This is a genomic window from Salibacterium salarium (genome assembly GCF_030813635.1).
In the GTDB taxonomy this organism is placed as follows: domain Bacteria; phylum Bacillota; class Bacilli; order Bacillales; family Marinococcaceae; genus Salibacterium; species Salibacterium salarium.
Genome location: NZ_JAUSUM010000002.1, coordinates 887,161 through 909,816, shown reverse-complemented (window position 1 = coordinate 909,816; position 22,656 = coordinate 887,161). Strand labels below are relative to the sequence as shown.

Annotated in this window: 23 protein-coding genes and 6 tRNA genes; 24 read left to right on the top strand and 5 right to left on the bottom strand. The window is 37.5% G+C overall.

Annotation, left to right across the window (positions count from 1 at the left end; all coding sequences use genetic code 11):
- Positions 1-38: 38 nt before the first annotated feature.
- Positions 39-824: a DUF1189 domain-containing protein gene (locus J2S78_RS10565; protein WP_306898428.1), complete on the bottom strand. Its 786-nt coding sequence runs from the start codon at positions 822-824 to the stop codon at positions 39-41.
- Between the two features lie 193 nt (positions 825-1,017).
- Here J2S78_RS10565 and J2S78_RS10560 point away from each other — a divergent pair, with 193 nt between their 5' ends.
- From J2S78_RS10560 to J2S78_RS10520, 9 genes are all read left to right on the top strand, one after another.
- Positions 1,018-2,646, top strand: a complete 1,629-nt coding sequence (locus J2S78_RS10560) for a Na/Pi cotransporter family protein (RefSeq protein WP_306898427.1) — start codon at positions 1,018-1,020, stop codon at positions 2,644-2,646.
- 136 nt (positions 2,647-2,782) lie between these two features.
- Positions 2,783-2,857, top strand: a tRNA-Asn gene (locus J2S78_RS10555).
- Positions 2,858-2,860: 3 nt separating this feature from the next.
- Positions 2,861-2,937 (top strand) — tRNA-Met (locus tag J2S78_RS10550).
- 26 nt (positions 2,938-2,963) lie between these two features.
- A tRNA-His gene (locus J2S78_RS10545) sits at positions 2,964-3,039 on the top strand.
- 235 nt (positions 3,040-3,274) lie between these two features.
- Positions 3,275-3,351, top strand: a tRNA-Ile gene (locus tag J2S78_RS10540).
- Between the two features lie 50 nt (positions 3,352-3,401).
- Positions 3,402-3,497: transfer RNA gene (locus tag J2S78_RS10535), tRNA-Ser, on the top strand.
- Between the two features lie 287 nt (positions 3,498-3,784).
- On the top strand, positions 3,785-4,396 hold the full coding sequence (locus J2S78_RS10530) for a superoxide dismutase (protein WP_306898426.1): 612 nt from the start codon (positions 3,785-3,787) through the stop codon (positions 4,394-4,396).
- A gap of 281 nt (positions 4,397-4,677) precedes the next feature.
- Positions 4,678-5,961 carry an MFS transporter gene (locus J2S78_RS10525; RefSeq protein WP_306898424.1) on the top strand — a complete coding sequence of 428 codons (1,284 nt, stop codon included), beginning with the start codon at positions 4,678-4,680 and terminating at the stop codon, positions 5,959-5,961.
- A gap of 97 nt (positions 5,962-6,058) precedes the next feature.
- A complete protein-coding gene (locus J2S78_RS10520; RefSeq protein ID WP_306898422.1) occupies positions 6,059-8,098 on the top strand; it encodes a peptidoglycan D,D-transpeptidase FtsI family protein in 2,040 nt (679 codons plus the stop codon).
- Between the two features lie 39 nt (positions 8,099-8,137).
- Here the strand turns inward: J2S78_RS10520 and J2S78_RS10515 are convergent, their stop codons facing one another.
- Together J2S78_RS10515 and J2S78_RS10510 are read right to left on the bottom strand one after the other, a co-directional pair.
- A complete protein-coding gene (locus J2S78_RS10515; protein ID WP_306898420.1) occupies positions 8,138-8,626 on the bottom strand; it encodes a hypothetical protein in 489 nt (162 codons plus the stop codon).
- An 18-nt stretch (positions 8,627-8,644) separates the two neighbouring features.
- Positions 8,645-8,986: a hypothetical protein gene (locus tag J2S78_RS10510; protein ID WP_306898419.1), complete on the bottom strand. Its 342-nt coding sequence runs from the start codon at positions 8,984-8,986 to the stop codon at positions 8,645-8,647.
- 169 nt (positions 8,987-9,155) lie between these two features.
- Here J2S78_RS10510 and rpmG point away from each other — a divergent pair, with 169 nt between their 5' ends.
- The 5 genes from rpmG to J2S78_RS10485 all read left to right on the top strand — a co-directional run bounded on the left by rpmG (position 9,156) and on the right by J2S78_RS10485 (position 12,685).
- Positions 9,156-9,305 (top strand): 50S ribosomal protein L33, encoded by a 150-nt coding sequence (gene rpmG, locus J2S78_RS10505; protein WP_090925779.1) that lies wholly within the window; start codon positions 9,156-9,158, stop codon positions 9,303-9,305.
- Between the two features lie 85 nt (positions 9,306-9,390).
- Complete coding sequence (locus J2S78_RS10500; protein ID WP_306898418.1) at positions 9,391-9,948, top strand: 5-formyltetrahydrofolate cyclo-ligase; 558 nt, start codon at positions 9,391-9,393, stop codon at positions 9,946-9,948.
- A 58-nt stretch (positions 9,949-10,006) separates the two neighbouring features.
- Positions 10,007-10,180, top strand: coding sequence for a protein YqgO (yqgO, locus tag J2S78_RS10495; RefSeq protein WP_306898416.1), 174 nt, complete (start codon positions 10,007-10,009; stop codon positions 10,178-10,180).
- 210 nt (positions 10,181-10,390) lie between these two features.
- On the top strand, positions 10,391-11,134 hold the full coding sequence (locus J2S78_RS10490; protein ID WP_306898415.1) for an HAD family hydrolase: 744 nt from the start codon (positions 10,391-10,393) through the stop codon (positions 11,132-11,134).
- A gap of 6 nt (positions 11,135-11,140) precedes the next feature.
- Positions 11,141-12,685 carry a rhomboid family intramembrane serine protease gene (locus tag J2S78_RS10485; RefSeq protein WP_306898413.1) on the top strand — a complete coding sequence of 515 codons (1,545 nt, stop codon included), beginning with the start codon at positions 11,141-11,143 and terminating at the stop codon, positions 12,683-12,685.
- Here the strand turns inward: J2S78_RS10485 and J2S78_RS10480 are convergent.
- Positions 12,682-13,485 carry a hypothetical protein gene (locus J2S78_RS10480; protein ID WP_306898412.1) on the bottom strand — a complete coding sequence of 268 codons (804 nt, stop codon included), beginning with the start codon at positions 13,483-13,485 and terminating at the stop codon, positions 12,682-12,684. The two genes, J2S78_RS10485 and J2S78_RS10480, sit on opposite strands and share 4 nt — an antisense overlap.
- Before the next feature lie 115 nt (positions 13,486-13,600).
- Here J2S78_RS10480 and J2S78_RS10475 point away from each other — a divergent pair, with 115 nt between their 5' ends.
- From J2S78_RS10475 to J2S78_RS10445, 7 genes are all read left to right on the top strand, one after another.
- Entirely contained in the window at positions 13,601-15,076 is a 1,476-nt protein-coding gene (locus tag J2S78_RS10475) for a spore germination protein (RefSeq protein ID WP_306898410.1), read from the top strand.
- A 77-nt stretch (positions 15,077-15,153) separates the two neighbouring features.
- Entirely contained in the window at positions 15,154-15,660 is a 507-nt protein-coding gene (locus J2S78_RS10470) for a hypothetical protein (RefSeq protein ID WP_306898409.1), read from the top strand.
- Positions 15,661-15,667: 7 nt separating this feature from the next.
- Positions 15,668-15,877, top strand: coding sequence for a YqgQ family protein (locus tag J2S78_RS10465; protein WP_281280565.1), 210 nt, complete (start codon positions 15,668-15,670; stop codon positions 15,875-15,877).
- A gap of 22 nt (positions 15,878-15,899) precedes the next feature.
- Positions 15,900-16,862 (top strand): ROK family glucokinase, encoded by a 963-nt coding sequence (locus tag J2S78_RS10460; RefSeq protein WP_306898407.1) that lies wholly within the window; start codon positions 15,900-15,902, stop codon positions 16,860-16,862.
- Positions 16,863-16,940: 78 nt separating this feature from the next.
- Positions 16,941-18,353, top strand: coding sequence for an aspartate ammonia-lyase (gene aspA / locus J2S78_RS10455; protein ID WP_306898405.1), 1,413 nt, complete (start codon positions 16,941-16,943; stop codon positions 18,351-18,353).
- Between the two features lie 71 nt (positions 18,354-18,424).
- On the top strand, positions 18,425-19,027 hold the full coding sequence (locus J2S78_RS10450; RefSeq protein ID WP_306898404.1) for a hypothetical protein: 603 nt from the start codon (positions 18,425-18,427) through the stop codon (positions 19,025-19,027).
- 21 nt (positions 19,028-19,048) lie between these two features.
- Entirely contained in the window at positions 19,049-20,107 is a 1,059-nt protein-coding gene (locus J2S78_RS10445) for an MTH1187 family thiamine-binding protein (RefSeq protein ID WP_306898402.1), read from the top strand.
- Between the two features lie 34 nt (positions 20,108-20,141).
- On the opposite strand, the gene J2S78_RS10440 is transcribed toward J2S78_RS10445, so the two are convergent.
- Positions 20,142-20,216 (bottom strand) — tRNA-Gln (locus J2S78_RS10440).
- Between the two features lie 145 nt (positions 20,217-20,361).
- Here J2S78_RS10440 and comGA point away from each other — a divergent pair.
- The 3 genes from comGA to J2S78_RS10425 are packed head-to-tail and all read left to right on the top strand — an operon-like array spanning position 20,362 to position 22,624.
- A complete protein-coding gene (gene comGA / locus J2S78_RS10435) occupies positions 20,362-21,411 on the top strand; it encodes a competence type IV pilus ATPase ComGA (protein ID WP_306898771.1) in 1,050 nt (349 codons plus the stop codon).
- Between the two features lie 2 nt (positions 21,412-21,413).
- Entirely contained in the window at positions 21,414-22,445 is a 1,032-nt protein-coding gene (gene comGB, locus J2S78_RS10430; RefSeq protein ID WP_306898400.1) for a competence type IV pilus assembly protein ComGB, read from the top strand.
- A gap of 26 nt (positions 22,446-22,471) precedes the next feature.
- Positions 22,472-22,624: a hypothetical protein gene (locus tag J2S78_RS10425; protein ID WP_306898399.1), complete on the top strand. Its 153-nt coding sequence runs from the start codon at positions 22,472-22,474 to the stop codon at positions 22,622-22,624.
- Positions 22,625-22,656 lie beyond the last annotated feature (32 nt).

Genomic DNA, 22,656 nt, shown 5'->3' with positions numbered 1-22,656 from the left:
AAAAAGGGAAACCGACAATTCAAACGGTTTCCCTTTTTTTATGATGTTTTTTTCTTTGGAATTGGAAGTTTTGTAAAAATAAGGTATAGCCAAATAAATGCGATGAGCCAGTAAATGCTGAAAGACCATGGTATTTGGAATGGCAGTAAATTTAGTAGTGTTATAGCAATGGTCGGCAGTGTTACGGCATGAGCACTTAATATCCATAGCTGACGATACGATAAAGGGATAGGAGATGCCTTCTTTATTAACAAGCCGAATACAGATAATGAAAAGATGCCGATAAACTTTAAGGCTGTAGAAAGTAAATACATAAAGAGTAGAACAACAGGCACAACAAGGAGTAACAACCCATCAACAGCACTAATATAGGAATTTAAATCCTCTTTCGATACATTAAATCCTCCTATTTGTTCATAAGGAAACGTTTGAGTTTCTCCGTTGTTTTTAAAAACGAGTTCTTCTTGTAAAAAAGCCGTTACTTTTTCATTTTGCTGTAACTCATTATTCGTTGTTTGACCTGCTGTGTCAAAAATGATGATTTCTCCCTGTTCTCCTTCTAACGAAAGATGAACATCTTCATTTTCTGATTGTAATCCCTCGTCATTAATTTCAAAATCTGGCATCTTATCGTGGTTCAAAGCTGTTTCTAATTGATTGACTCCGGTCCATATTGTGTTTGTCAAAATAATGGCAGCGGGAATACTTGCAATAAACATTAAAAAAAAGATATAACCAATTGTTTTTCCTATACCTTTAAAACGAAAACGTCCAGTATACCTTGGAGAATAGAGACTTTTGATAAATGATTGAATGATATTCATATGTTGCTCCCTTCTTTCATGTCTAATTCTACCTGAAAAAGTGCAGCCTAAAAAGGAATATTACAATCACATTTACAAATCTTAATAAAATCTTTACAAAAAAACAAATGCTTATTAAAGAAATATGAAGTAGAATATAAGAGGTTTGTCGAAAAAGGGGCTAAATAATTATTAATTGAAGGGATGAACGGTGTTGGATCTTCAAACAATACTTTTTACATTTTTCGGGGGTCTCGGAATCTTTTTGTTTGGTATTAAATTTATGGGGGATGGCCTGCAAAAAGTAGCCGGGGACAGGCTTCGGGAGATACTGGATAAGTTTACAAGCAACCCTGTCATGGGTGTTCTTGCAGGTATTATTGTTACCATACTTATACAAACAAGTTCGGGAACAACTGTATTGACAGTAGGTTTGGTAAATGCAGGATTCATGACACTGCATCAAGCTATTGGTGTTATTATGGGAGCGAACGTTGGAACCACAGCTACTGCGTTCATTATCGGGATAGATATTGAAGAATATGCACTCCCAATTTTATTTATCGGTACGTTTTTGATCTTTTTCTTTAAAAACAAAAAAGCCAATAGTATCGGTCAAATATTCTTTGGCTTTGGCGGTATATTTTATGGTCTTAAACTTATGGGAGATGGGGTAGCCCCATTAGAACAATTGCAATCATTTGAAAACCTGACTATTAGTATGAGTAATAACCCTGTGCTTGGCGTTATTATAGGTGTTTGTTTTACCGTTGCAGTGCAAAGCTCTTCTGCATCGATTGGGTTATTACAAGAACTTTATCAGCAAGGTGCAATTATGCTCGATGCTGTTATGCCAGTGTTGTTCGGCGATAATATTGGGACAACGGTTACGGCAGTACTAGCCGCAATTGGTGCATCTGTAGCAGCAAAGAGAGCAGCATTAACACACGTTATATTTAATTTAATCGGGACAACAATTATTCTAATACTGCTCGTTCCATATACTTCGTTTATAGAGAATGTGCAAGAATGGTTGCAGTTGAACGAACGAATGACGGTAGCTTTTGCTCATGGTATATTTAATATTTCTAATACATTGTTGCAACTTCCTTTTGTTGGATTGCTTGCTGTCATTGTGACAAAATTAATACCTGGTCAAGACACCGAAATTGAATATAAGGCAAAGAATTTAGATACTAGCTTTATTGAGAGATCTCCTTCTATTGCATTAGGACAAGCTAAATCAGAGATCATGCGTATGGGAGAATTTGCTGAAAAAGGCTTACGAGAGTCTCAAAATTATTTAAAGACAACTCATAAGCGGCACTCTGAATTGACAGTACAATTTGAGGAAGCGATAAATAATTTAGACAAAAGCATAACGAATTATCTAGTTCTTATTTCGCAACGCTCCTTGTCTGATGAAAATTCAAAATCGCATTCAATATTGATGGATACGGTGAGGGATATTGAACGAGTTGGAGATCATATGGAAAACTTAGTCGAACTCGTTGATTACCAAATAACCAATAAAGTAGTATTGTCAAAAGAAGCATATTCCGACTTAGAAGAAATGTTTAACTTGACGATTGAAACGTTACACAACGCGGTAACAACATTAGAAAATGATGATATTGATGGTGCCCAGGAAGTTGTGAAACAGGAAGAGCAGATAGATAAACTTGAGCGTAAACTACGCAAGAAGCATATTTTACGTTTGAATGAAGGTAAATGTTCTGGTTCTGCAGGCATTGTTTTTGTCGATATTCTTAGTAACCTAGAAAGAGTAGGGGATCATTCAGTTAATATTGCTGAAGCCGTTTTAGATGAGAATGAGGAATAAAATACGGCCCGGTGTTTAACCGGGCTATATTTTAAACATGTTTATAATATATTCTTTATTATAAATGGTTGACTCGTTTTAAATAGCATGGTATTATCATTATTGTCGTTGAAAAGAGGAAACATTATTTACATATTCCACAGTAGCTCAGTGGTAGAGCTATCGGCTGTTAACCGATCGGTCGCAGGTTCGAATCCTGCCTGTGGAGCCATAAGGCGGCGTAGCTCAGCTGGCTAGAGCGTACGGTTCATACCCGTGAGGTCGTGGGTTCGATTCCCTCCGCCGCTACCACTTTATTCATTTAATGTTTTCAGACGGCGGTTGTGGCGAAGGGGTTAACGCACCGGATTGTGGTTCCGGCACGCATGGGTTCGATTCCCATCAACCGCCCCATTGTTATTATCGCTTCGCTTATGGTTAATGTGCGATGAAACTGAAAAAATTGTACGATAAACTTAGTACAAATAATAATGATTCTTAGCTCAGTTGGTTAGAGCAACGAGCAAAGACATCGTCGAATTTGCTTCGAGTTGTCCCTGACGCATGAAAGCATCACTTGAATAAACATGCAGAGGAGGGGACAAACGATTAAAGCGGGAATTAAGAAATAACTATAAAATATTAAAAAGGACCCTTAGCTCAGTTGGTTAGAGCAAACGGCTCATAACCGTTTGGTCGTAGGTTCGAGTCCTACAGGGTCCACCATTTACTTACATAAAAGCATGAATATTATGCTTTTATTTTGTTTTCACAATGGAGGAATACCCAAGTTCGGCTGAAGGGAGCGGTCTCGAAAACCGCCAGGAGTCCGTCAAGGGCTCGCGAGGGTTCGAATCCCTCTTCCTCCGCCATATATAAAATGATACATACATAACGGCATGTGCCTTCCTTCTAGAATAACTAGAGGGAATTTTTTTATAGTGAGAATGTTTAACTATAGATAAAGGGTGGTATGGTATGGATGGTGCACGAATAGTGCGTGCATATTTGTTGATAACATGAAAATATTTTGGTAATGTTATTGTTGTTAGGCAAAAGATGGTGTTATATGATACCATCCCTTCCTGACGTTTCATGTTAGAGTTGTTCATCAGCAGGAAACAGCACAAAAATACACTTTTCAAGGAGGAGTTTGATTATGGCAAACCATCAACTACCAGAACTACCATACGCATTCAATGCTCTTGAACCTCACATTGATGAAGAAACAATGAAAATTCATCATGGTAAACACCACAACACCTATGTAACAAAGCTAAACGCTGCTTTGGAAGGTCATGATGATCTTGCAAATAAAGATGTTAATGAGTTGATTAGCGATTTGAATTCAGTTCCTGACAGCATTCGTACAGCAGTTAGAAACAATGGGGGAGGTCACTCTAACCATTCCCTATTCTGGCAAATTCTTAGTCCAAATGGTGGCGGTGAACCAAGCGGTGAACTAGCTGATGCTATTAAGAGCAAGTGGGGAAGCTTTGACAAATTTAAAGAAGAATTTAAAAACACTGCTCTTGGACGTTTCGGGTCAGGTTGGGCTTGGCTTGTTGTTAATAATGGAGACCTTGAAGTACAAGATACATTGAACCAAGATTCTCCAATTATGGAAGGGAAAACGCCGATTCTTGGTATTGACGTATGGGAACATGCTTACTACTTAAATTATCAAAATCGTCGTCCAGACTATGTAGAAGCATTCTGGAACTTAGTTAACTGGGATGAAGTTGCTAAACGTTATGCCCAAGCAAAATAATGACTGATGAAGAGGCTGCCTTTGAGGGCAGTCTCTTTTTAGTGTCTCCATTTATTGTCAAACACATGATATTTTAAAATTTAGAACTCTTGCCCGTCCATCTTTATCCAGTTAGTAATTAAGATGATAACGTTAACCCTCGACGATGTTCGATTCGTAACTGCAGCGTTCACCTTCACCAAATTGGTTCAATTTGCGCAGATATTTTAGAGTTTCCATCGCTTTCATGTTGAATAGTTGCATTTCTTTTGCGACACAATAAAAACCAAGGCGGTGGGGAAATGTTACGTTCTGTTGCAAAAATTTTTCTCGGAGATGTTCCAATCACTAAAAATTTATTATTATTACTTGTTATTGGTGGTTTGTATGCGATATCCATCTCTTTATCCAATACATTTGTGAATATATATTTATGGAAGCAATCTGGTGAAATTCGAGATATTGCCTTGTACCAACTGGCTTCTGTTCTCACACAACCGATTGCTTTTTTGTTGGCCGGGTATATTGCAAAAAAAGCTGATCGAATTTATACGCTGAGATTAGGCGTTTTCATATTAACTGCTTTTTATTTAATGGTGCTATTTTCCGGTGAATCTGCGGAAGATGTTATTGTATTGCTAGGTATTTTATTGGGGCTTGGTTTTGGTTTCTATTGGCTTGGATATAATGTTCTAACATTTGAGATAACAGAACCAGAAACGCGTGATTTTTTTAACGGGTTTTCGGGATTATTGACATCCTTTGCTGGCATGATTGGTCCGTTGAGTGCTGGGGTTATTATCACGTGGCTTCCTGATGCAAGAGGCTACCAGTTTATTTTTTTTATTTCTTTCGCTTTGTTCATTTTGGCTGTTTTATTAAGCTTTAGAATGAAGCACCGTCGCACCAATGGACCGTTGTATATAAAAACCTCAACGCGTGAAATAAAAAAGAACCCAGCCTGGCGCAGGATTCTTTTTTCTCATTTTACACAAGGGCTCAGAGAAGGAATTTTTGTATTTATTATTGTACTATGGGTATATATGGCAACTAGTAGTGAACTTGCACTTGGTACTTATGGGTTCATTACATCTAGTGTATCCTTAATTGGATATTTTACAGTAAGCAGATTACTAAAAGCATCACAGCGAAAAAGAGCAATTTTCATTGGAAGTATTCTTTTAACGGCTGCTGTATTTTTGATTGTTTTTCACCCGACTTACCCGCTACTTATCTCATATGGAATTATTGTATCGGCAGCATACCCATTGATGCTCGTTCCGTATGTGTCTTTAACTTATGACATTTTGGGTAAAGCAACAGATGCAGGTGAGTTGCGAATAGAATATCTCATCACAAAGGAATGGTTTGTAAATGGGGGAAGAATTGTATCCATTGTGTTATTGCTCATCGGTATGTCGTTATTTGAAGACAAAATTATTATCCCCATTCTAATGGTCATTTGCGGATCAGGACATTTCATCATTAATTTTTTTATTAAAGATATAGACACCTCCTTTTTGACAACGAAAAAAGAGATAAAAGCCGGCATGCCTGAAAACGGTGGAGGGGACTCATTAACTTGAGTCCTTCTTTTTCGTTTTGGTTCATTTGAAAATATGCTAAAATGGTGGAGTGTAAAGAATTTTGGAAAATGTATAAGGGAAAGGGAGAGGAATACGCTTGGGGAAAACAAAAACAGGGAAAAATCATATTCCTTTTCGCTTGAATGTATTATTCTTCGCAGTGTTTGTGCTTTTTTCGTTGTTGATATTAAGGCTAGGTTATATTCAAATCGTGCAAGGTGATGAATTTGAGAGTGATCTGGAGGAATCTACCAGTGAGACAGCACGAATTGATGCTCCTCGTGGTTTAATGTACGACAGGAACGGAGAATTGTTAGTGGATAATGAGTTGGCTTTATCACTGACCTATACGAACAAGCAAAGTGTTACAACCGAAGAAAGACTGGATATTGCAAGAAGATTAAGTGAATTAGTGACGATTGAGACAGATGAAGATTCTGACCTTGATGACGAAATTAATAGGCGGACCAAACAAGACTTTTGGATTGCAACCCATCCTGAGGATGCAGAAGATTTAATAACACAAGAAGACAGGGATGAGGTAGAAGAAGATGAACTATATGAGCTTCAGCTTAATCGAATTTCTGATGAACAATTAAGTGATGTAGACGATGAACTTGAGGTTGTTTATATATGGGGAGAAATGATGAGTGGGTACTATGATTCTCCGCAGCGGATAAAAAAGAATATTTCCCGAGATGAGGCACATAGCATAAGTGAGCGCCTAGACAATCTTCCGGGTGTTGATATATTGCGTGATGCAAACCGGCAGTATATTTATGATGATGAATTCCCGGATTATTTTGGAAGTATTAATTCTATTCCTCGTGAAAACCTCGATGAATACATTGCTAAAGGATATGCGAGGTCTGATGAGGTTGGCACAAGCTTTTTGGAGGAAGAATACGAAGCTGAACTTCGCGGAAAAAAAGGTGAAATTTCTTCAAATGAAGCCAATAATGGACAAGAAGAAACAAATGGTTCTCGGGGTAATGATTTAATTTTATCGATTGATATGGCATTACAGCAAGAAGTTGATGCTATTATTAATGAAGAAATTGGAGGAGACACGGGCAGTTTCATAAATGATGCCAATGCTTATGTTGTCATGATGGAACCTGATACAGGGGAAATCCTAGCTGCTGATGGATATACCGATCAGCTTGGTGTTACGTCAAGGTCTTATGAAATGGGGTCAACCGTGAAGGCGGCAACGGTAATGCTGGGACTTGAAACAGGAGCAGTGGATGAATACACTGTGATTAACGACCGTCCTTTAGATTTGCCATCGACCCCGGAAATCAGTTCCGTATCGAATTTAGGCCCAGTGAACTATCGCAGTGCGTTAGCAGAGTCTTCGAATATTTATATGTCCTACGTGGCAATGAATATGGCAGGTTACCAACCTGGAATTACGCAGGGATGGAACAGCACTCAGTACATTCAAGCTTACAATACATTTCGTTACTATTACGAGCAATTTGGACTAGGAACAACGACTGGAGTAGATCTTCCTTCAGAATCTACAGGGATTGATGGAGGAATTGGTCGTCCGGGTAGTCTTTTGTATTTAAGTTTTGGGCAATTTGATACTTATACACCGATGCAACTTGCTCAATATGCATCAACTATTGCCAATGACGGCTATCGCTTGAAGCCGCATTTTGTAAGAGAAATCCGAGAGCCTAACCCTGACAAAAGTGAATTAGGATCTGTCTTAAAACAATTTGAACCTGATGTCATGAATAAAGTAGATATCGATAATAACTACATCGATATGGTACAGGAAGGGCTTTGGAGTGCAGTGAATACCCAAAGCGGAACAGCCTATGGGTATTTCCAAGGAACCGACTACGAAGCTGCCGGAAAAACAGGGACAGCTCAAGTGAGTGTGAGACTGGAAAACTCTGATAGTACGGTGGATGGAAACAATCAAGCGTTTATAGGATATGCTCCTTACGATGATCCGGAAGTAACCGTAGCTGTGATTGTGCCAAATGTGTATAAAAGTTCAGATGGAGGTACATCAGGTATTGCCAATACGATAGCAAGAAGGTCATTAGACGCTTATTTTGATATGAAAGAAGAACGTGAAGAAATAGAACCACAAGGGGAAAGCGTAGACGAAGAAGAATAAACAAAAGCTGACTGGTTCTAAGCCAGTCAGCTTTATGTATTATGACGTTATTTGTTCAATAATTTCTACAAAACTCATGTCATCTGTCAACTCGTACATACCAGGTTGAATGGTTGTTGCCGCTTTGTGTTCCGTTAATTTTTGTTCAAATTCAGAAGTATTTTTTACCATTTCAAGATTGTTTAGCAAAGCAGTCACTTCTTTACTAGTCATGCCTTCTTCAATATGTAAAATTGCCTTTATTGATTCATTATTCATTTCGTCTTCATCTGGAACATCTTGCGCACTATTTGCTGCTTGTTCCAAATTAGCCATCTCTTCTTCATTTAATACGGTTAATCCTTCTGTTTCTAAGAAAGAAACAATTTTTTCTTTTTTTATCTCCTCAAGGGTAGGAGCTGTAGTTGTTTGTTCATTACTAGAGTCGTCTGTTTCCGCAGATGTCGGAGAAAAGAAATAAAATAGCGCAAGACAGCAAGTCGCAGTGAACAATCCGAATGAAAATAGTTGGATGTTCTTTCGATTCATCAAAAAGTCTCTCCTTCATTAGTTAAGTTGTGCCAACAAATATTTCACTTCATCCGTTTTTAATTGCATGTGAGAAGCGATTTCCTCCGTACTTTTATTTTGTTGAAATAGTTGATACGCTTCGTTTGCTAATTCTTCCTGCGTAAGAGGACGCTTTGACGCAGTAGGTGGCGTGCCGACAGATAACAATTCTTCCTCAAGTACTTGCAGTCTTTGTTTGACCTGGTACATTTCTCCCATCACGTGTAAAGATAATTGTTCCATATCGTTATCCATTTGTTTAGTACGATCTTTTGCAAAAAAGGATAATCCAAATAGAACGATACTGCTTACAATTAATACAATAATCAGCCATTCCATGTTGTGTTGTCCCCCCCAATAATGATAAAAGACTCATTTCACATTATACATGGTTCTATAAAAAAGGAGAATAATCTTTTTATTTTCTTTACAAATTGCTTGATAGGCGTCATTGGATTTGCTATCATTGTAAAGTATGAGTGAAGTAGAAACGTGAGGAGGGATTAATATGCGTGTACAAGTAACTATGGCCTGCACTGAGACAGGAGATCGTAATTATATTACTACAAAAAATAAACGTAAAAATCCGGAACGCATTGAACTTAAAAAATTTAGTCCGCGTTTAAATAAGCATACGTTGCATCGTGAGACAAAGTAAGCAGCAGGAGAATACCTCCTCTGCTTTTTTTTATTCAATTTTTCGGTCTTCAAATTTCGTTCGTTAAACGGGTAAGGGGATTTTTATGAAAGAAAAAAAAGACATTCGATTACATATAAAACGACAGTTGCAACAACTTCAGCCGACACAGTGGAACGAAAAGACTGAGCATGTGCACGCACAATTGTTCCTCTCTTCTATATGGCAACACGCAACAACGATTGGAATAACTATGTCTATGCCAAATGAAATTAATACGAGACCAATTATTGAAAAAGGTTGGGAACAAGGGAAGCATATAGCTGTTCCTAAGGTTAACCCATCTTCTCATACGTTGCATTTTTATTCCCTTACCGATTTCGCACAGACAAAAGTCGAATACGCAGGTATTTCGGAACCAGATTCCTCACTGACCACAATCATTCCTAAGGAAAAGTTTGATTTAATTATTGTTCCAGGAATAGCCTTCGATAAAGACAAATATCGAATCGGTTATGGAGGGGGATACTACGATCGCTTTTTACAAAATATTGGTGCTTCTACATGCGCTTTGTTATTTGATTTTCAACTGTACGAACGTCTCCCACGTGAAAAACATGATATTCCTTTACAAAGACTTATAACTGAATCATTTATTTTGTAAATGAAAAGCATAAAAATGATCCTTCCCGTAAACTATAACAATAAAAAGAGGGAAATCAATGTTTAAAAACGGATGGAGAACATTAATTATTATTATGCTTTTGTTTGTTTTGTCACGATACAAAGGATTGATTTTTCGATTTATATTGAACAATTCTTCTCTTCGACGAGTTGTGGTGACAATGGCAATGCGAGTTCCTGGTGTTCGAAAGTATTTGCTACAATCATTTTAACCGATTTTATTCAAAAGAGAGCCGTCTTTCACAGACAGGCTCTCTTTTTTAGAAGACAGAACAGTATATATTTTTGCGTCTTCTAGGGTGCCATGTGTTTTCTTGCAAAGGGGTATAAGTTTGTATGAAATGTTAAGAATGATTCCGTGTATGAAATGATTCGATATATGATGGCAGTGTTGCTATAATTGATTGATGGAGGGAATGAAAATGCGCTGGACTACGATTTGTTTTGACCTTGATAATACATTATTTAGTCATGAAGCCGCCTTTGAAAGTGCGATACAGCACACATTTCAAAATAAATACCTTAAACAGACAGAGTTGGCTAATGAAATAGATAAAAAAGCATGGTTTGACACATTTAAAAAGAATAGTGATTACTATTGGGAAGATCTTGAAAAAAATAAATTAACACATGACGAGTATCGTAAAGTTCGTTTTGATGAGACCATGAAAGCATTTGGGCTTCCCTACCATGAATCAGACGCTAAACAATTCCATAATGAGTATGAAAATGTAGTTGTACAATACTGTGCACCTTACCAAGGCATGCATACATTGTTACGTTCTTTGCATCAAGCAGGGATAAAATTAGGTATCATTACGAACGGAAAACAAAATACCCAAGAACGGAAAATCGAACAACTCGAAACAGATAATTACATCCCGCCATCACATATTATTATTTCTGAAGACGTAGGAATAGAAAAACCGGACCGACGAATCTTCGACTATGCCCTGAACAAAATGAATGGGAATAGAGACCATGCATTATTTATCGGAGATTCATGGCAATTAGATGTGATGGGGGCGATACAAGCTGGATGGGATGCAATATTTTTAAATTCACGTATGGAACATAAATCATCGCTTGATATCCCGGTTGCAGAACATTACGATTTTTTGGAGACCACTCAGTTTTTGTTGCAATCCCTTGACCTGAAAGGATGAACCGTTGTGGAGCCTTCTCACCTTTATTGGAAGTTCATTTATAATCTTGTAATAAAAGAAAATGCAAGAGTGCTAGATCTAAGTCCTGACAAAAAACAAATATGGCTGGAACTAGAAAATCAAAAAGCTGTAGTTCGCGTTGCTAAAGTAGAACACGATTGGATGCAACAGCTGAAAGCCGATGCTGAACGTACGAAACAAATGTTTAGCAAAGTTAAAAAAATGATAGCCGGACGAAATATTCTGTTTTTCAACATTTACGTGTCATCTTATCCCCCTGTTGATTTGTATTCAAGCTTAGCGAAACATTGGGAAGATGAAAAGAGGATGCGCCCTTATTTTTTGTCAAAAGATCCTTCCGAACAAATTGCCGATAGACCTGATCAAGTTTTTAAAGACTTAGGGGTCTCCACTGTATGGAAACCAATTACAGAAATGTCTGCTGAAGAACATGAAATGTATGCCGGTTATTACAGGAAAGAAGTACAAACACAGCAAAAAAGTATGGAAAAACAAGACCGTTCTTTATTGTTTTTCAGCAAACAGCGGTTTATTTATGTTTTACTTGCTGCTATTTTGCTTGTTTTCGTTTGGGTGGAACAATCAGGCGGCAGCACAAATATTCTGACGTTAATTGAATTTGGAGCTAAGTATAATCCTGCTATTATGAATGGAGAATGGTGGCGCTTATTTTCCTCGATGTTTTTACATATTGGAATGTTTCACTTGTTCATGAACTCTTTAGCTTTATTTTACTTAGGTGGTGCTGTGGAAAGAATGTATGGTACGTTTCGTTTCATTTTCATCTATTTCACAGCTGGACTCTTTGGGTCACTTGCGAGTTTTGCTTTAAATGAACAAGTGTCTGCCGGTGCCTCTGGCGCTATTTTCGGATGTTTTGGAGCGCTTTTGTACTTTGGAGTCATTCACAAAAAATTATTTTTTAGAACAATGGGGATGAATGTTCTAGTTATTTTGGCAATTAATCTTATGTTTGGTTTTGTCGTTCCTGCTGTGGATAATGGTGCGCATATCGGAGGTCTGATCGGAGGATTTGCAGCTTCTGCAACGGTTCATTTACCAAAACATCGATTTAAAGGCAGCCAGTTTGTTTCATTGCTTGTCCTGCCTGTTCTGGCAGGAGCACTATTGTGGTATGGTTTAGTAAATGAAAACAAAATGGAATCAGCTTCTATGAATGTGCAATTGGCACAAGAATATTTACAACAAGATAATATTCAAGAAGCGCGCACTATTCTTAATGAGACTCTTGAAATGAATGATAATGCGCTGGCTTATTTTGTACTGGGAAATTCTTATCTTCAGGAAAATAAATTCGAAGAAGCCATCTCAAGCTATAAAAATGCAACAAGTCTCGATCAAGAACTAGCTCAAGCTTATTATAACCTTTCAATAGCTTATATGGAGATAGACGAACTCGATGAAGCGGAATCTGCTCTTCAACGAGCAAAGTCATTAAATGAACAACAACAAAATGATGATATGGAAATAGAAAGAATAGAATCACTGCTTGAACAACAAAGAGATTAGACGTGACCATAATGAATATATAAGGATAATTGTCGACTGTTTTTGTTCCAGCTTATAAATGGCATCCCTTTTTTATTATCTGCTTGGAGTTCTTTTCTTTCTTCCATAAGTTTCTGATATATATCGCTCCAGATTTCTTCAACGTGTGTATGTGGAAACGCTGGTGATTTTTCTAGTGATTTCCACGCTGTCGTATCATACAAAGGGAATAGCTTAACATCGGACTTTAAAGACGCTTTGTCCTTTATGATACGACGAATATGATTTTGCTGTTGTTTAATGATTGTATCTAATACTTGTTGCGATTTTTCTTCTTCTTTAGATTTTGGTTTTTTAAAGGAATGAAGTTCTGTCATTGGTGTATCAAAAACATACAACATTGATTCACTCCAGTCGTAAGAGAAGGCTGGAGTTTTTGTCATGAAATGAAAGCTGATAGCATTATATCTGCTGCTATCTTCTGATAGTGTTTGTTTTGTTATCGACACGTGGTCGCTTTCTTCTGACCAACCGGAAGATAAGTCTTTTAAGTAACCATCGTCAAATAAGAAAGTGATGGATTGTTGAGTATCGGTTTCATCGCTTGTTTCAGAGCTTCCGGTCCACTCTATGATATATTCATCCTCATCGGTAATATGAAGAATGTCAACTAAACTTTCTGTCGTAATAAATGCTTCTTCGGATTCCACATAACGATAGGATGGACTTTCTTTTTGCAATGGAGAGGCGTTTGTTTGTTCTATCATAAAGCCTGAACATAAAAAAATAAATAATAGTAACCGTTCTAATCTGACTTTCATTGAACCAAATCTCCTGTCCGTTTTTTCTGTATTGTTTGCAAGGATTATCCCTTCAATACATCATGAATGATTCAGTATGATTTTCAGCAAGAAGGAGAAAATGGGAGAGAGGTGAATGGATATGAATAAAGATATAATACCAGTACAACGTGATATCGAGGAGAATAAAGCATATCTTGCGGAAGAACTAGCTGTTGATAAAAATTTCGATATTATCGAACTACCTTTAGAATATAATGGGACAAAAATGTTGATGTACATGGTCGATGGTTTTGTAAAAGATGCAGCTATGACACAAATACAACGGGAATTGGATCATCTGGGGTCGGTAGGACGCAAAATAGAAAACGTACAGTCATTAATACAGTCGCGTATACCTTATATTGAGTTAGAGACAAGCGATGATCTGAATGAAACAGTAAACCAAATCTTGTCGGGTCCAGCTGCTTTAATTGTTGATGGAGAAGACCAGGTTATTCTTATTGATACAAGAGAGTACCCTGTTCGAAGTTTAGAAGAACCAGAAACGGAACAAGTAGTAAGAGGGGCAAAAGATGGTTTTGTAGAAACAATAGTTTTTAACACTGCTTTAACGCGAAGGCGGATACGGGATAGAAATCTGCGAATGGAACATACGAGAGTTGGCAGAAGATCTCTTACAGACGTTTGCGTCAGCTATATAGATGACATTGCAAGTGATGACATGGTGGAACGTATAAGAGAGGGATTAGATCGTGTTGCAATTGATGGTTTACCGATGGCTGATAAAACAATAGAAGAATATCTTTTCGGTCAATATTTAAATCCTTATCCCCTCGTCCGCTATACAGAAAGACCAGATACAGCGGCTGCACACTTGTTAGAAGGTCATGTATTAATATATGTAGATGGTTCACCTACAGCCATCATTGTCCCTTGCACGTACTGGCATCATATGCAGCATGCCGAAGAATATCGCCAAAAGCCGATTATCGGTACGATGCACAGAATAATAAGGCATATTGCGGTATTATCCTCGTTATTCTTGCTCCCATTGTGGTATGTGTTCGCATCAGACGCGATTACTGTGCCAGAATATCTAAGTTATATAGGAATTGAAGACAAAGGGGAAGTGCCATTATTAACTCAATTTATCATCGCTGAAATTGGAATTGAAATGTTGAGGATGGCAGCAATTCATACGCCTTCTGCCTTAGCAACATCACTTGGTTTGGTTGCAGCAATCTTGATTGGTCAAGTTGCCATTGATGTAGGTCTTTTTTCATCAGAGGTAATTCTTTATTTGGCCGTGGCAGCAATCGGTTCCTTCGCAACGCCAAGCTACGAGTTAAGTTTGGCCAATAGACTTTGGCGGATTATATTTTTATTTGCCGCAGCCTTTGCCGGAGCACCCGGTTTTGTTTTTGCTATGACAATTTGGATATTAATTTTAGTAACATTGCGCCCGGCTGGTGTTCCTTATTGTTGGCCTTTTATTCCTTTCTCCTTTTCTAATCTAGGGGATATATTTAAACGAAAACCGATTCCATTAAAAAATAAAAGACCGACAGCACTTGATGTTAGAGATTTGGACAAGCAGCCATCTTCATAAAACGCTGATGCACATGTATGTATCTTTTCGGACAAACATAGGTTGTAATAACCTATCGACATTCCGAGGAGGTCATCATGTTTGTGTCCATGATTGAAATAATGCTAGCTGGTTTAGTCACCGGAGCTGCCTGTATTTATACGTCTCATAAACAAAAAATGTTAACAATGATGTTTATGTTGTTATTTCTTTGTTTGTTTTATTTTGGTTTTCTTGTGTCAAGCAATCAATTGATTTTTGGACAAGGTATCCCTTGGGTATTTCCTATACTGAGAGTGATAATAGCATTTGCTTTAATCATCGCTGCTTTTATGGCTTATATCCCTTATCACGGTTTTTTTCATACCAAAAGTAATTATACATGGCTTGCTGTTTCAAGTTTGTTTTTTTTCATTGGTTGGCATGCTGGTCACTGGTTTTCTTCTTTATACTCTTTTACTGCCTTGTTTATTGTTTATGTTATTTTTTTTATCGGAGGTAATACGATTCAAGGATTAATTCATTTTAAATGGAGACAAAAGTCAATTATCCCTTTCACCCCTTTTATAATCCTGCTTTTATTTTCCTTCCTCATGTTGCTATAATAAAGATATGATAAATGAAATAAATTCTATTGCAGATGTAAGAAAGTGGCTCATGCAGTTTCGGCTGGTTGTATACACAAAAGATAAAAGTGTTGATTTAGACTTAATGGAAGAAGAAGTCCGAGAGGCACACGAAACTGGACTGATGGAAAAAAAGTTATTCCAGCAAGCGTTGCTAGTTATTAGACGTGAAAAAGGGAAATTGGAGGAACGTTAGGAACAGGGAAGGGGTTATAAATATGGATAGTTCTTATCTTCTAGGGATAGATGTTGGTGGAACATCTGTAAAGATGGCGATATTTTCGCAACAAGGGAAACTGATCGATAAATGGTCAATTGCTACAAATCAAAAAAATAATGGAGAATTTATTTTAGAAGATATCTCTGTTTCTGTTAAAGAAAAGTGGCAGGAGTTAGATATGGCCGCCTCGCAATTTGCAGGTGCCGGGGTCGGGGTTCCAGGCTTTGTTGATATGAATCAAGGGACGATAGATTTTGCTGTTAATATCGGCTGGAAAAACTACCCAATTTCTTCTATTTTGTCTAAACAATTAAGTATTCCGGTTATAGTGGATAATGACGCTAACCTTGCTGCTGCGGGAGAATATTGGCGTGGTGCAGCGGTAGACGCAGATGATTTAATATTATTGACGTTAGGAACCGGAGTTGGTGGCGGTATTATTGTGAAAGGAGACATTTTGCACGGTGTCGCTGGCATGGCAGGAGAAATAGGCCATGTAACGATGATAGATGAAGGTGGGGCTCCTTGTAATTGTGGTAAGTTGGGTTGTTTGGAAACGGTAGCGTCAGCAACTGGGATGGTCCGTATGGCAAAAGAAGCAATAGAAGGTCATACAGATTCGATGCTATATAAGATATGTCACGAAAAAGAAGAATTAACAACGAAAGAAATATTTGAGTGTGCAAAAAACGGGGATAAAGTGGCTAAAAAAGTGATTGATGATGCCATGTATTACTTGGGGCTAGCTACTGCAAATATGGCTAATATACTCAACCCTCAAAAAATTGTTATTGGTGGAGGGGTGTCTGCTGCAGGGGAAGATTTATTACAACCTTTGCGTTATCACTATGATAAATATGCCTTGCCTAAAGTGAAGGAACATTCTACTTTTGCGCTGGCTGACCTTGGCAATGATGCAGGTGTAGCGGGAGCCGCTTGGCTTGCCAAAGCAAAAACATGATAAAGGTATGTGAGCAGAAATCACAAAAACAGAAATCATACATAATTTATAAATCACCGCTCTGAAGGAGAAGATTGCATGACGGAATATCGAAAAGAACGTGATTTTCTAGGGGAGAAAAATGTACCCATAGACGCTTATTACGGAATTCAAACGATTAGAGCTAAAGAAAATTTTCCCATTACAGGTTATCCGCCTCACCCAGAATTAATTGGAGGGTTTGGTTATGTGAAAAAAGCCGCTGCGATGGCTAACCAAAAAGTGGGGATATTAAATCCAAACATAGCGAAAGCAGTTATACAAGCGGCCGATGAAGTAATAGAGGGAAAATTTAATGACCAATTTATTGTTGATGCGATTCAAGGAGGAGCGGGAACCTCCTTTAATATGAATGCAAACGAAGTCATTGCAAATAGAGCGATTGAAATTTTAGGCGGCAAAAAAGGTAATTATATTATGGTTAGTCCAAACACACATGTTAATATGGGTCAATCAACGAATGATTCGTTCCCGACTGCTATTCATATTGCTGCGCTTCATCTGGCCAAGGGACTTACGATGTCGCTTGAACAACTTCTAACTACATTAAAGGGAAAAGAAGAGGAATTTGATGATGTTATAAAAATGGGACGGACCCATTTACAAGATGCTGTTCCTATCAGACTTGGACAAGAGTTTGGAGCATATAGACGTCTTTTGCAAAGAGATTTAACTAGGATTAAACAATCGGTGGATCATTTATATGAAATAAATATGGGAGCAACAGCAGTAGGAACTGGATTAAATGCAAAACCGGAATACATTGATAAAGTTTCCGGATATTTATCGGATTTAACAGGTCTACCGTTTTATAGTGCAGAAAACCTTGTGGATGCTACCCAAAATACAGATGCATATACAGAACTGTCTGCAGCCTTGAAGGTTCATGCCATCAATTTATCGAAAATGTCTAATGACTTACGTTTAATGAGTTCCGGGCCGCGTACCGGTTTGAATGAAATTAATCTTCCATCTAGACAGCCTGGTTCATCTATTATGCCAGGTAAAGTGAATCCGGTTATGTGTGAAGTGATAAATCAAATTTCATTTCAAGTTATCGGAAATGACCACACGATTAGTTTGGCATCTGAAGCAGGGCAGCTTGAACTGAATGTAATGGAGCCGGTTCTGGTATTCAATCTTCTTCAATCACTCTCTATCCTGCAAAATGGCCTGAGTGTGTTTAAAGAACATGCTGTTGCAGGTATTACTGCAAATGTGGAGCATTGTAAAGATCTCGTCGAAAAAAGTGTCGGAATCATTACGGCTATTAACCCTCATGTAGGATATGAAACGGCTTCTAGGATAGCGAAAGAAGCAATTGATACAGGGAGAAGTGTCAGAGAAATATGTCTGGAGCGTAATATACTAACAGCAGAAGAACTAGATGAAATACTTGATACAAAAGAAATGACCAATGCTGGTATAGCTGGTTCTCGGTTTTTATATTGATAGGTGGAAAATATAGCTAGGTCGTTTGAATAAGTGGGACAAGGTATCTATGGGAGAGGAAGACGACGTGTATGTTTAGTGGAAATAAATTAATAGTAATATTACCGCTGTTTTTAATGGCCTTTCTATTTGTGGGAGGAAGTATATATGTAAAACAAGCAGAAGAAGTAACGAATGATAATTTGTCCGAAAAAGTAGAATGGAAAAAAAGTTTTAACGAAGGTGACAACGGCTCGGTTTTAAATGCTTCTTGGAGTTGGGGAGTAATGCCAGATGACGGTTTACAAGGTACCGATTATATTGGTGTAACACTTATGGATGAAAATGGTAATCCACTGCCGGAAGAAGAATTAAAAGACTATAAATTGTCCTTAAAACAAAATGATCAAGCTGATATTGTGAAAGAAGGACAGGTAGTCGAAAATGGCATTTTATTTACTTTTCCTAACAAATTAGAGGAAAATCAAACGATTGGAGATAGTGGTTCGTTACAAGTCTCTTCCAATGGTGAAACTCATACTGAGCAAGCTGTTATTAGTTATTTGCACACATGGGAAGATCATGAGGGGTTAGAATCACAAGATGCAAGGTTCTTTAATAGAAGTTTTAAAGGTAAAGAGGATAATGATGAATCATTTTATTGGGTGATGGAAACGTTTGAAGATTTGGAGTAAATAGAGGCGGTTGAGTGTATAATGAAAGGTTTATCCTATCAAAATGGAGTACTCTTTTTAGGTGAAGAATATATTGGATGGGCTCAATGGAAACACAAGCGTCCGGAAGTGTCTGTGATGCCAATAAACGCAAGATCTATATTAAACATTGGAAAACATGTTTTTAAAGCGATGCCTTTGTGGTATAAGAGTATTAGCGGCATCCTTGTAATGGGTTTGCTTCTCCCAGTATTGATAGGATTTTTCGCTGACCTTTCCTTACCTGGTGTACCTTTTTATATATTTTTTTACTTTCTTTTTGGCACCCATTTTATTTTTCCTAAGGAGCTTCGAAAGTTCCATGGTGCAGAGCATAAAGTATTTAGCTACAAAGGAATGAAGAAAAGAAGAAATATATATCGAATGAAGCGTGCACCGATTACAAATCGATACTGTTCTACTAATGTCGTTGTATTGTACTTCTTATTTATTGTGGCAGGGTGTCCTTTACTCACAATTTGGCAGCCCATTGGCACGGCACTTGCAATAATATCCTATACTGCTGTCCCGTTAGCATTGGTTGTTCATCGCATCATCCAAAGAAAAAATATGCATTGGCTGAGAAAACCTTTACTTGCAGTTTCGTATTATGTGCAACGTCATGTGTCGTGTGCTTCTCCTGACAGGCGCCATGTTTTAACAGCTTTAGAAGCTTATAGAGCCTTGGCGAAGCAAGAATATCCACATTTATTGAAGGATAAGAAAAGGGAACATTCGAAGGAGGTAAACCATATGGCAATTATTGATGTTACGGTTGTGCCAGTAGGAACGGAATCAACTAGTATTAGTAGTGATGTAGCACAAATGCAAAGCGTGTTGGACACGCATGCTGAAAAAATTGAATATAAACTAACTCCGATGGGAACAATCATTGAAGGAGATTTAAACGATTTGCTTATGATTGTTAAAGAACTGCATGAAATTCCATTTGAACGCGGTGCGAAACGTGTGTCGACTAATATACGTGTAGATGACCGCCGTGACAAAGATGGAAGAGGTATGACAGATAAGCTGAAATCTGTCGATGACAAATTAAAATAAACAAAGAGGGGACGTTGTTTAGCGTCTCCTTTTTTGGTTGGGATGGCAGGGTTCGAACCTGCGCATCACGGAATCAAAATCCGATGCCTTACCGCTTGGCTACATCCCATTAACATTGAATAGTGTAAGCAGTCTCCTGTATTTTATTCATTCTCAAAAAAATTTTTTAAAAAAAGAAGGGGATTATAAAATGATGTCGAATAGTTATATAGCATAAGAAAATAAGTGATAAGGAAGGTGGTTTATTGAACAACATGGAATATGAGAGCAGGATGTTAATAGAAAAAGCTCTCGCCTTACACGCTACTGATATTCATCTGAACCCAAAAGAAAAAAATGCGGCAGTAGTCTTCCGTATTCATGGGAAGCTGCAACAAGTGTTTACTGTGAATAGGCAGTATTCTGAACGCCTCATTGCTCATTTTAAATTTCGAGCTGGAATGGATATTGGTGAACAGAGACGTCCACAAAATGGGGCTTTTATGTTAAAAAATACTTCTCCGCCTGTTAATCTCCGTTTTTCTACAATGCCCTCTAACGTGAGGGAAAGCTTATCAATCAGAGTTTTGCCCCAAAACGAATTCCATATGATACCTTCCTTGACTTTTGACCCTAAAGTTATATCGTATTTCTACTCTCTTATCTCTTACACTAATGGAATGATTATTTTAACCGGTCCAACAGGTTCAGGAAAAACGACTTCTCTTTATACATTGATGAACGAATTACAGATTCATTACGACTCACGAATTGTAAGTATGGAAGACCCGGTTGAAATACAAAACGATGCTTTCATACAAACAGAAGTGAATGAAAAAGCCGGCTTAAGCTATATGGAATTGTTAAAATCATCGCTACGTCATGATCCAGATGTATTAATGATAGGTGAAATTAGAGATCACAATACTGCGAGATTAGCGATTAGGGCTGCTTTAAGCGGTCATCTAGTATTAACAACTATGCATGCCAGCTCTCCTTCAGGCGCTATTAACAGAATGCTTGACTTCGGGTGTTCTGTAACAGATTTGCAAGAAACCTTACTCTGTCTAACCTCCCAAGAGTTGTTTCCTCGATATTGCTACTTTTGTAATAATGATTCATGTTCTTTGTATTGTAATAAAAACAAATATACATCCCGGTTGGCTCTTTTCGATATTTTAGCAGGAAGTCAACTGCAGCAGGTATTGTCTTCAAATAATACGAAAAGTTCTACCACACTGACGTTTTCAAAAAATCATCAAATGATAAGGGGTTGGGTGCTTGGTTTATTTTCTAATTTTAAAGTCAAGGAGTCGGTTTTTTAAAAATGAGTAAGAAGTGGCGAAAAGAAGAGAAAGCAGATTTTCTCCTAAAAGCGGGGGAACTGTTAGATCAGGGTTATCCTCTTCATCTTGCTTTACAACTATTGTCTTGGGAACAATCATATTTTGTGAAAGAAAAAATTCTTCACATGATAGAAGTGCTTCGAACGGGGAGTTCTTTTCACGAAGTCCTTGATCGTTACGATTTTCCTCCTGATATTAGCGCCTATGTCTTTTTTGCTGAACAAACTGGTTCACTTCCAGAAGGATTGAAAGGATCAGGAGGATTGTTTAAAAAACGTCTGCAGACATTAACTACGGTTCGTCGCATGTTACGATACCCTCTATTATTGCTATGGGTTTTAGTTATGATAGCTATTCTGATGATCCACTTCTTATTCCCTTCCTTTCAGCAACTATTTCAATCTCTTGATATTGAGTTCCCATTTTTAACAAAACTAATGATTCAGATGTTTCAATATTCACCTTATATCTTAGTAGTTCTATTACTGCCTCTTGCGGCAGGTTTCGTATATTACATGATGACCTTCCGCCATTATACACCTCAAAAACAATGTCGTCTCATAAGTCGTATCCCTTTTGCAGCGACTTATTTACAACTGTTTCTAACTTATTATTTTTCTCTTCAATTTAGCAGTATGTTGAAAGGGGGGATATCTATATATGATGCTTGCCGGGTTTTTGAGAAGCAACAACATTTTCCTTTTTTTCAAGCAGAAGGACATGATTTAAAACGTATGTTAAAAGACGGAAAACCTTTATATGACGCCATTGAAATATCTGGATGGTACCGACATGATATGAAGTATGTGATTAAACACGGGCAGGCAGCTGGTAAGTTAGAAGACGATTTATATTTTTACAGTGACAGAGTAATGAAAATGCTGGAAATGAAAGTAAAAAAAACAGTGATGACACTCCAGCCTATTATGTTTTTATTCATAGGAAGTATAATTTTAGCGATGTTTTTATCAGTATTTTTACCAATGTTTCAACTGATGACTTCTATTCAGTAATCAAAAAAAGGAAAGGATGTATAGTAATGAACGATACCCCTATTACAAGACTTAAAAATTGGCATGAAGAAGCTTCAAAAAAATTAACTGCTTTAGACAGCAGGTTACAAGAATTAGAAAAAACCAAAGAGCAAGATATAGTTACTCTGTTGCATCTTATGGAACAAAAATTAAAATAAAAAGGATGGTCTTAATGAATAAAGCATGGAGG

Bases quoted from the DNA above. Each gene is read 5' to 3' on its own strand.
- J2S78_RS10565 (WP_306898428.1), bottom strand. From the start codon at position 824: ATGAATATCATTCAATCATTTATCAAAAGTCTCTATTCTCCAAGGTAT.
- J2S78_RS10530 (WP_306898426.1), top strand. From the start codon at position 3,785: ATGGCAAACCATCAACTACCAGAACTACCATACGCATTCAATGCTCTT.
- J2S78_RS10525 (WP_306898424.1), top strand. From the start codon at position 4,678: ATGTTACGTTCTGTTGCAAAAATTTTTCTCGGAGATGTTCCAATCACT.
- J2S78_RS10515 (WP_306898420.1), bottom strand. From the start codon at position 8,626: ATGAATCGAAAGAACATCCAACTATTTTCATTCGGATTGTTCACTGCG.
- J2S78_RS10510 (WP_306898419.1), bottom strand. From the start codon at position 8,986: ATGGAATGGCTGATTATTGTATTAATTGTAAGCAGTATCGTTCTATTT.
- rpmG (WP_090925779.1), top strand. From the start codon at position 9,156: ATGCGTGTACAAGTAACTATGGCCTGCACTGAGACAGGAGATCGTAAT.
- J2S78_RS10500 (WP_306898418.1), top strand. From the start codon at position 9,391: ATGAAAGAAAAAAAAGACATTCGATTACATATAAAACGACAGTTGCAA.
- yqgO (WP_306898416.1), top strand. From the start codon at position 10,007: ATGTTTAAAAACGGATGGAGAACATTAATTATTATTATGCTTTTGTTT.
- J2S78_RS10490 (WP_306898415.1), top strand. From the start codon at position 10,391: ATGCGCTGGACTACGATTTGTTTTGACCTTGATAATACATTATTTAGT.
- J2S78_RS10480 (WP_306898412.1), bottom strand. From the start codon at position 13,485: ATGAAAGTCAGATTAGAACGGTTACTATTATTTATTTTTTTATGTTCA.
- J2S78_RS10475 (WP_306898410.1), top strand. From the start codon at position 13,601: ATGGATATGAATAAAGATATAATACCAGTACAACGTGATATCGAGGAG.
- J2S78_RS10470 (WP_306898409.1), top strand. From the start codon at position 15,154: ATGTTTGTGTCCATGATTGAAATAATGCTAGCTGGTTTAGTCACCGGA.
- J2S78_RS10465 (WP_281280565.1), top strand. From the start codon at position 15,668: ATGATAAATGAAATAAATTCTATTGCAGATGTAAGAAAGTGGCTCATG.
- J2S78_RS10460 (WP_306898407.1), top strand. From the start codon at position 15,900: ATGGATAGTTCTTATCTTCTAGGGATAGATGTTGGTGGAACATCTGTA.
- aspA (WP_306898405.1), top strand. From the start codon at position 16,941: ATGACGGAATATCGAAAAGAACGTGATTTTCTAGGGGAGAAAAATGTA.
- J2S78_RS10450 (WP_306898404.1), top strand. From the start codon at position 18,425: ATGTTTAGTGGAAATAAATTAATAGTAATATTACCGCTGTTTTTAATG.
- J2S78_RS10445 (WP_306898402.1), top strand. From the start codon at position 19,049: ATGAAAGGTTTATCCTATCAAAATGGAGTACTCTTTTTAGGTGAAGAA.
- comGA (WP_306898771.1), top strand. From the start codon at position 20,362: ATGGAATATGAGAGCAGGATGTTAATAGAAAAAGCTCTCGCCTTACAC.
- comGB (WP_306898400.1), top strand. From the start codon at position 21,414: ATGAGTAAGAAGTGGCGAAAAGAAGAGAAAGCAGATTTTCTCCTAAAA.
- J2S78_RS10425 (WP_306898399.1), top strand. From the start codon at position 22,472: ATGAACGATACCCCTATTACAAGACTTAAAAATTGGCATGAAGAAGCT.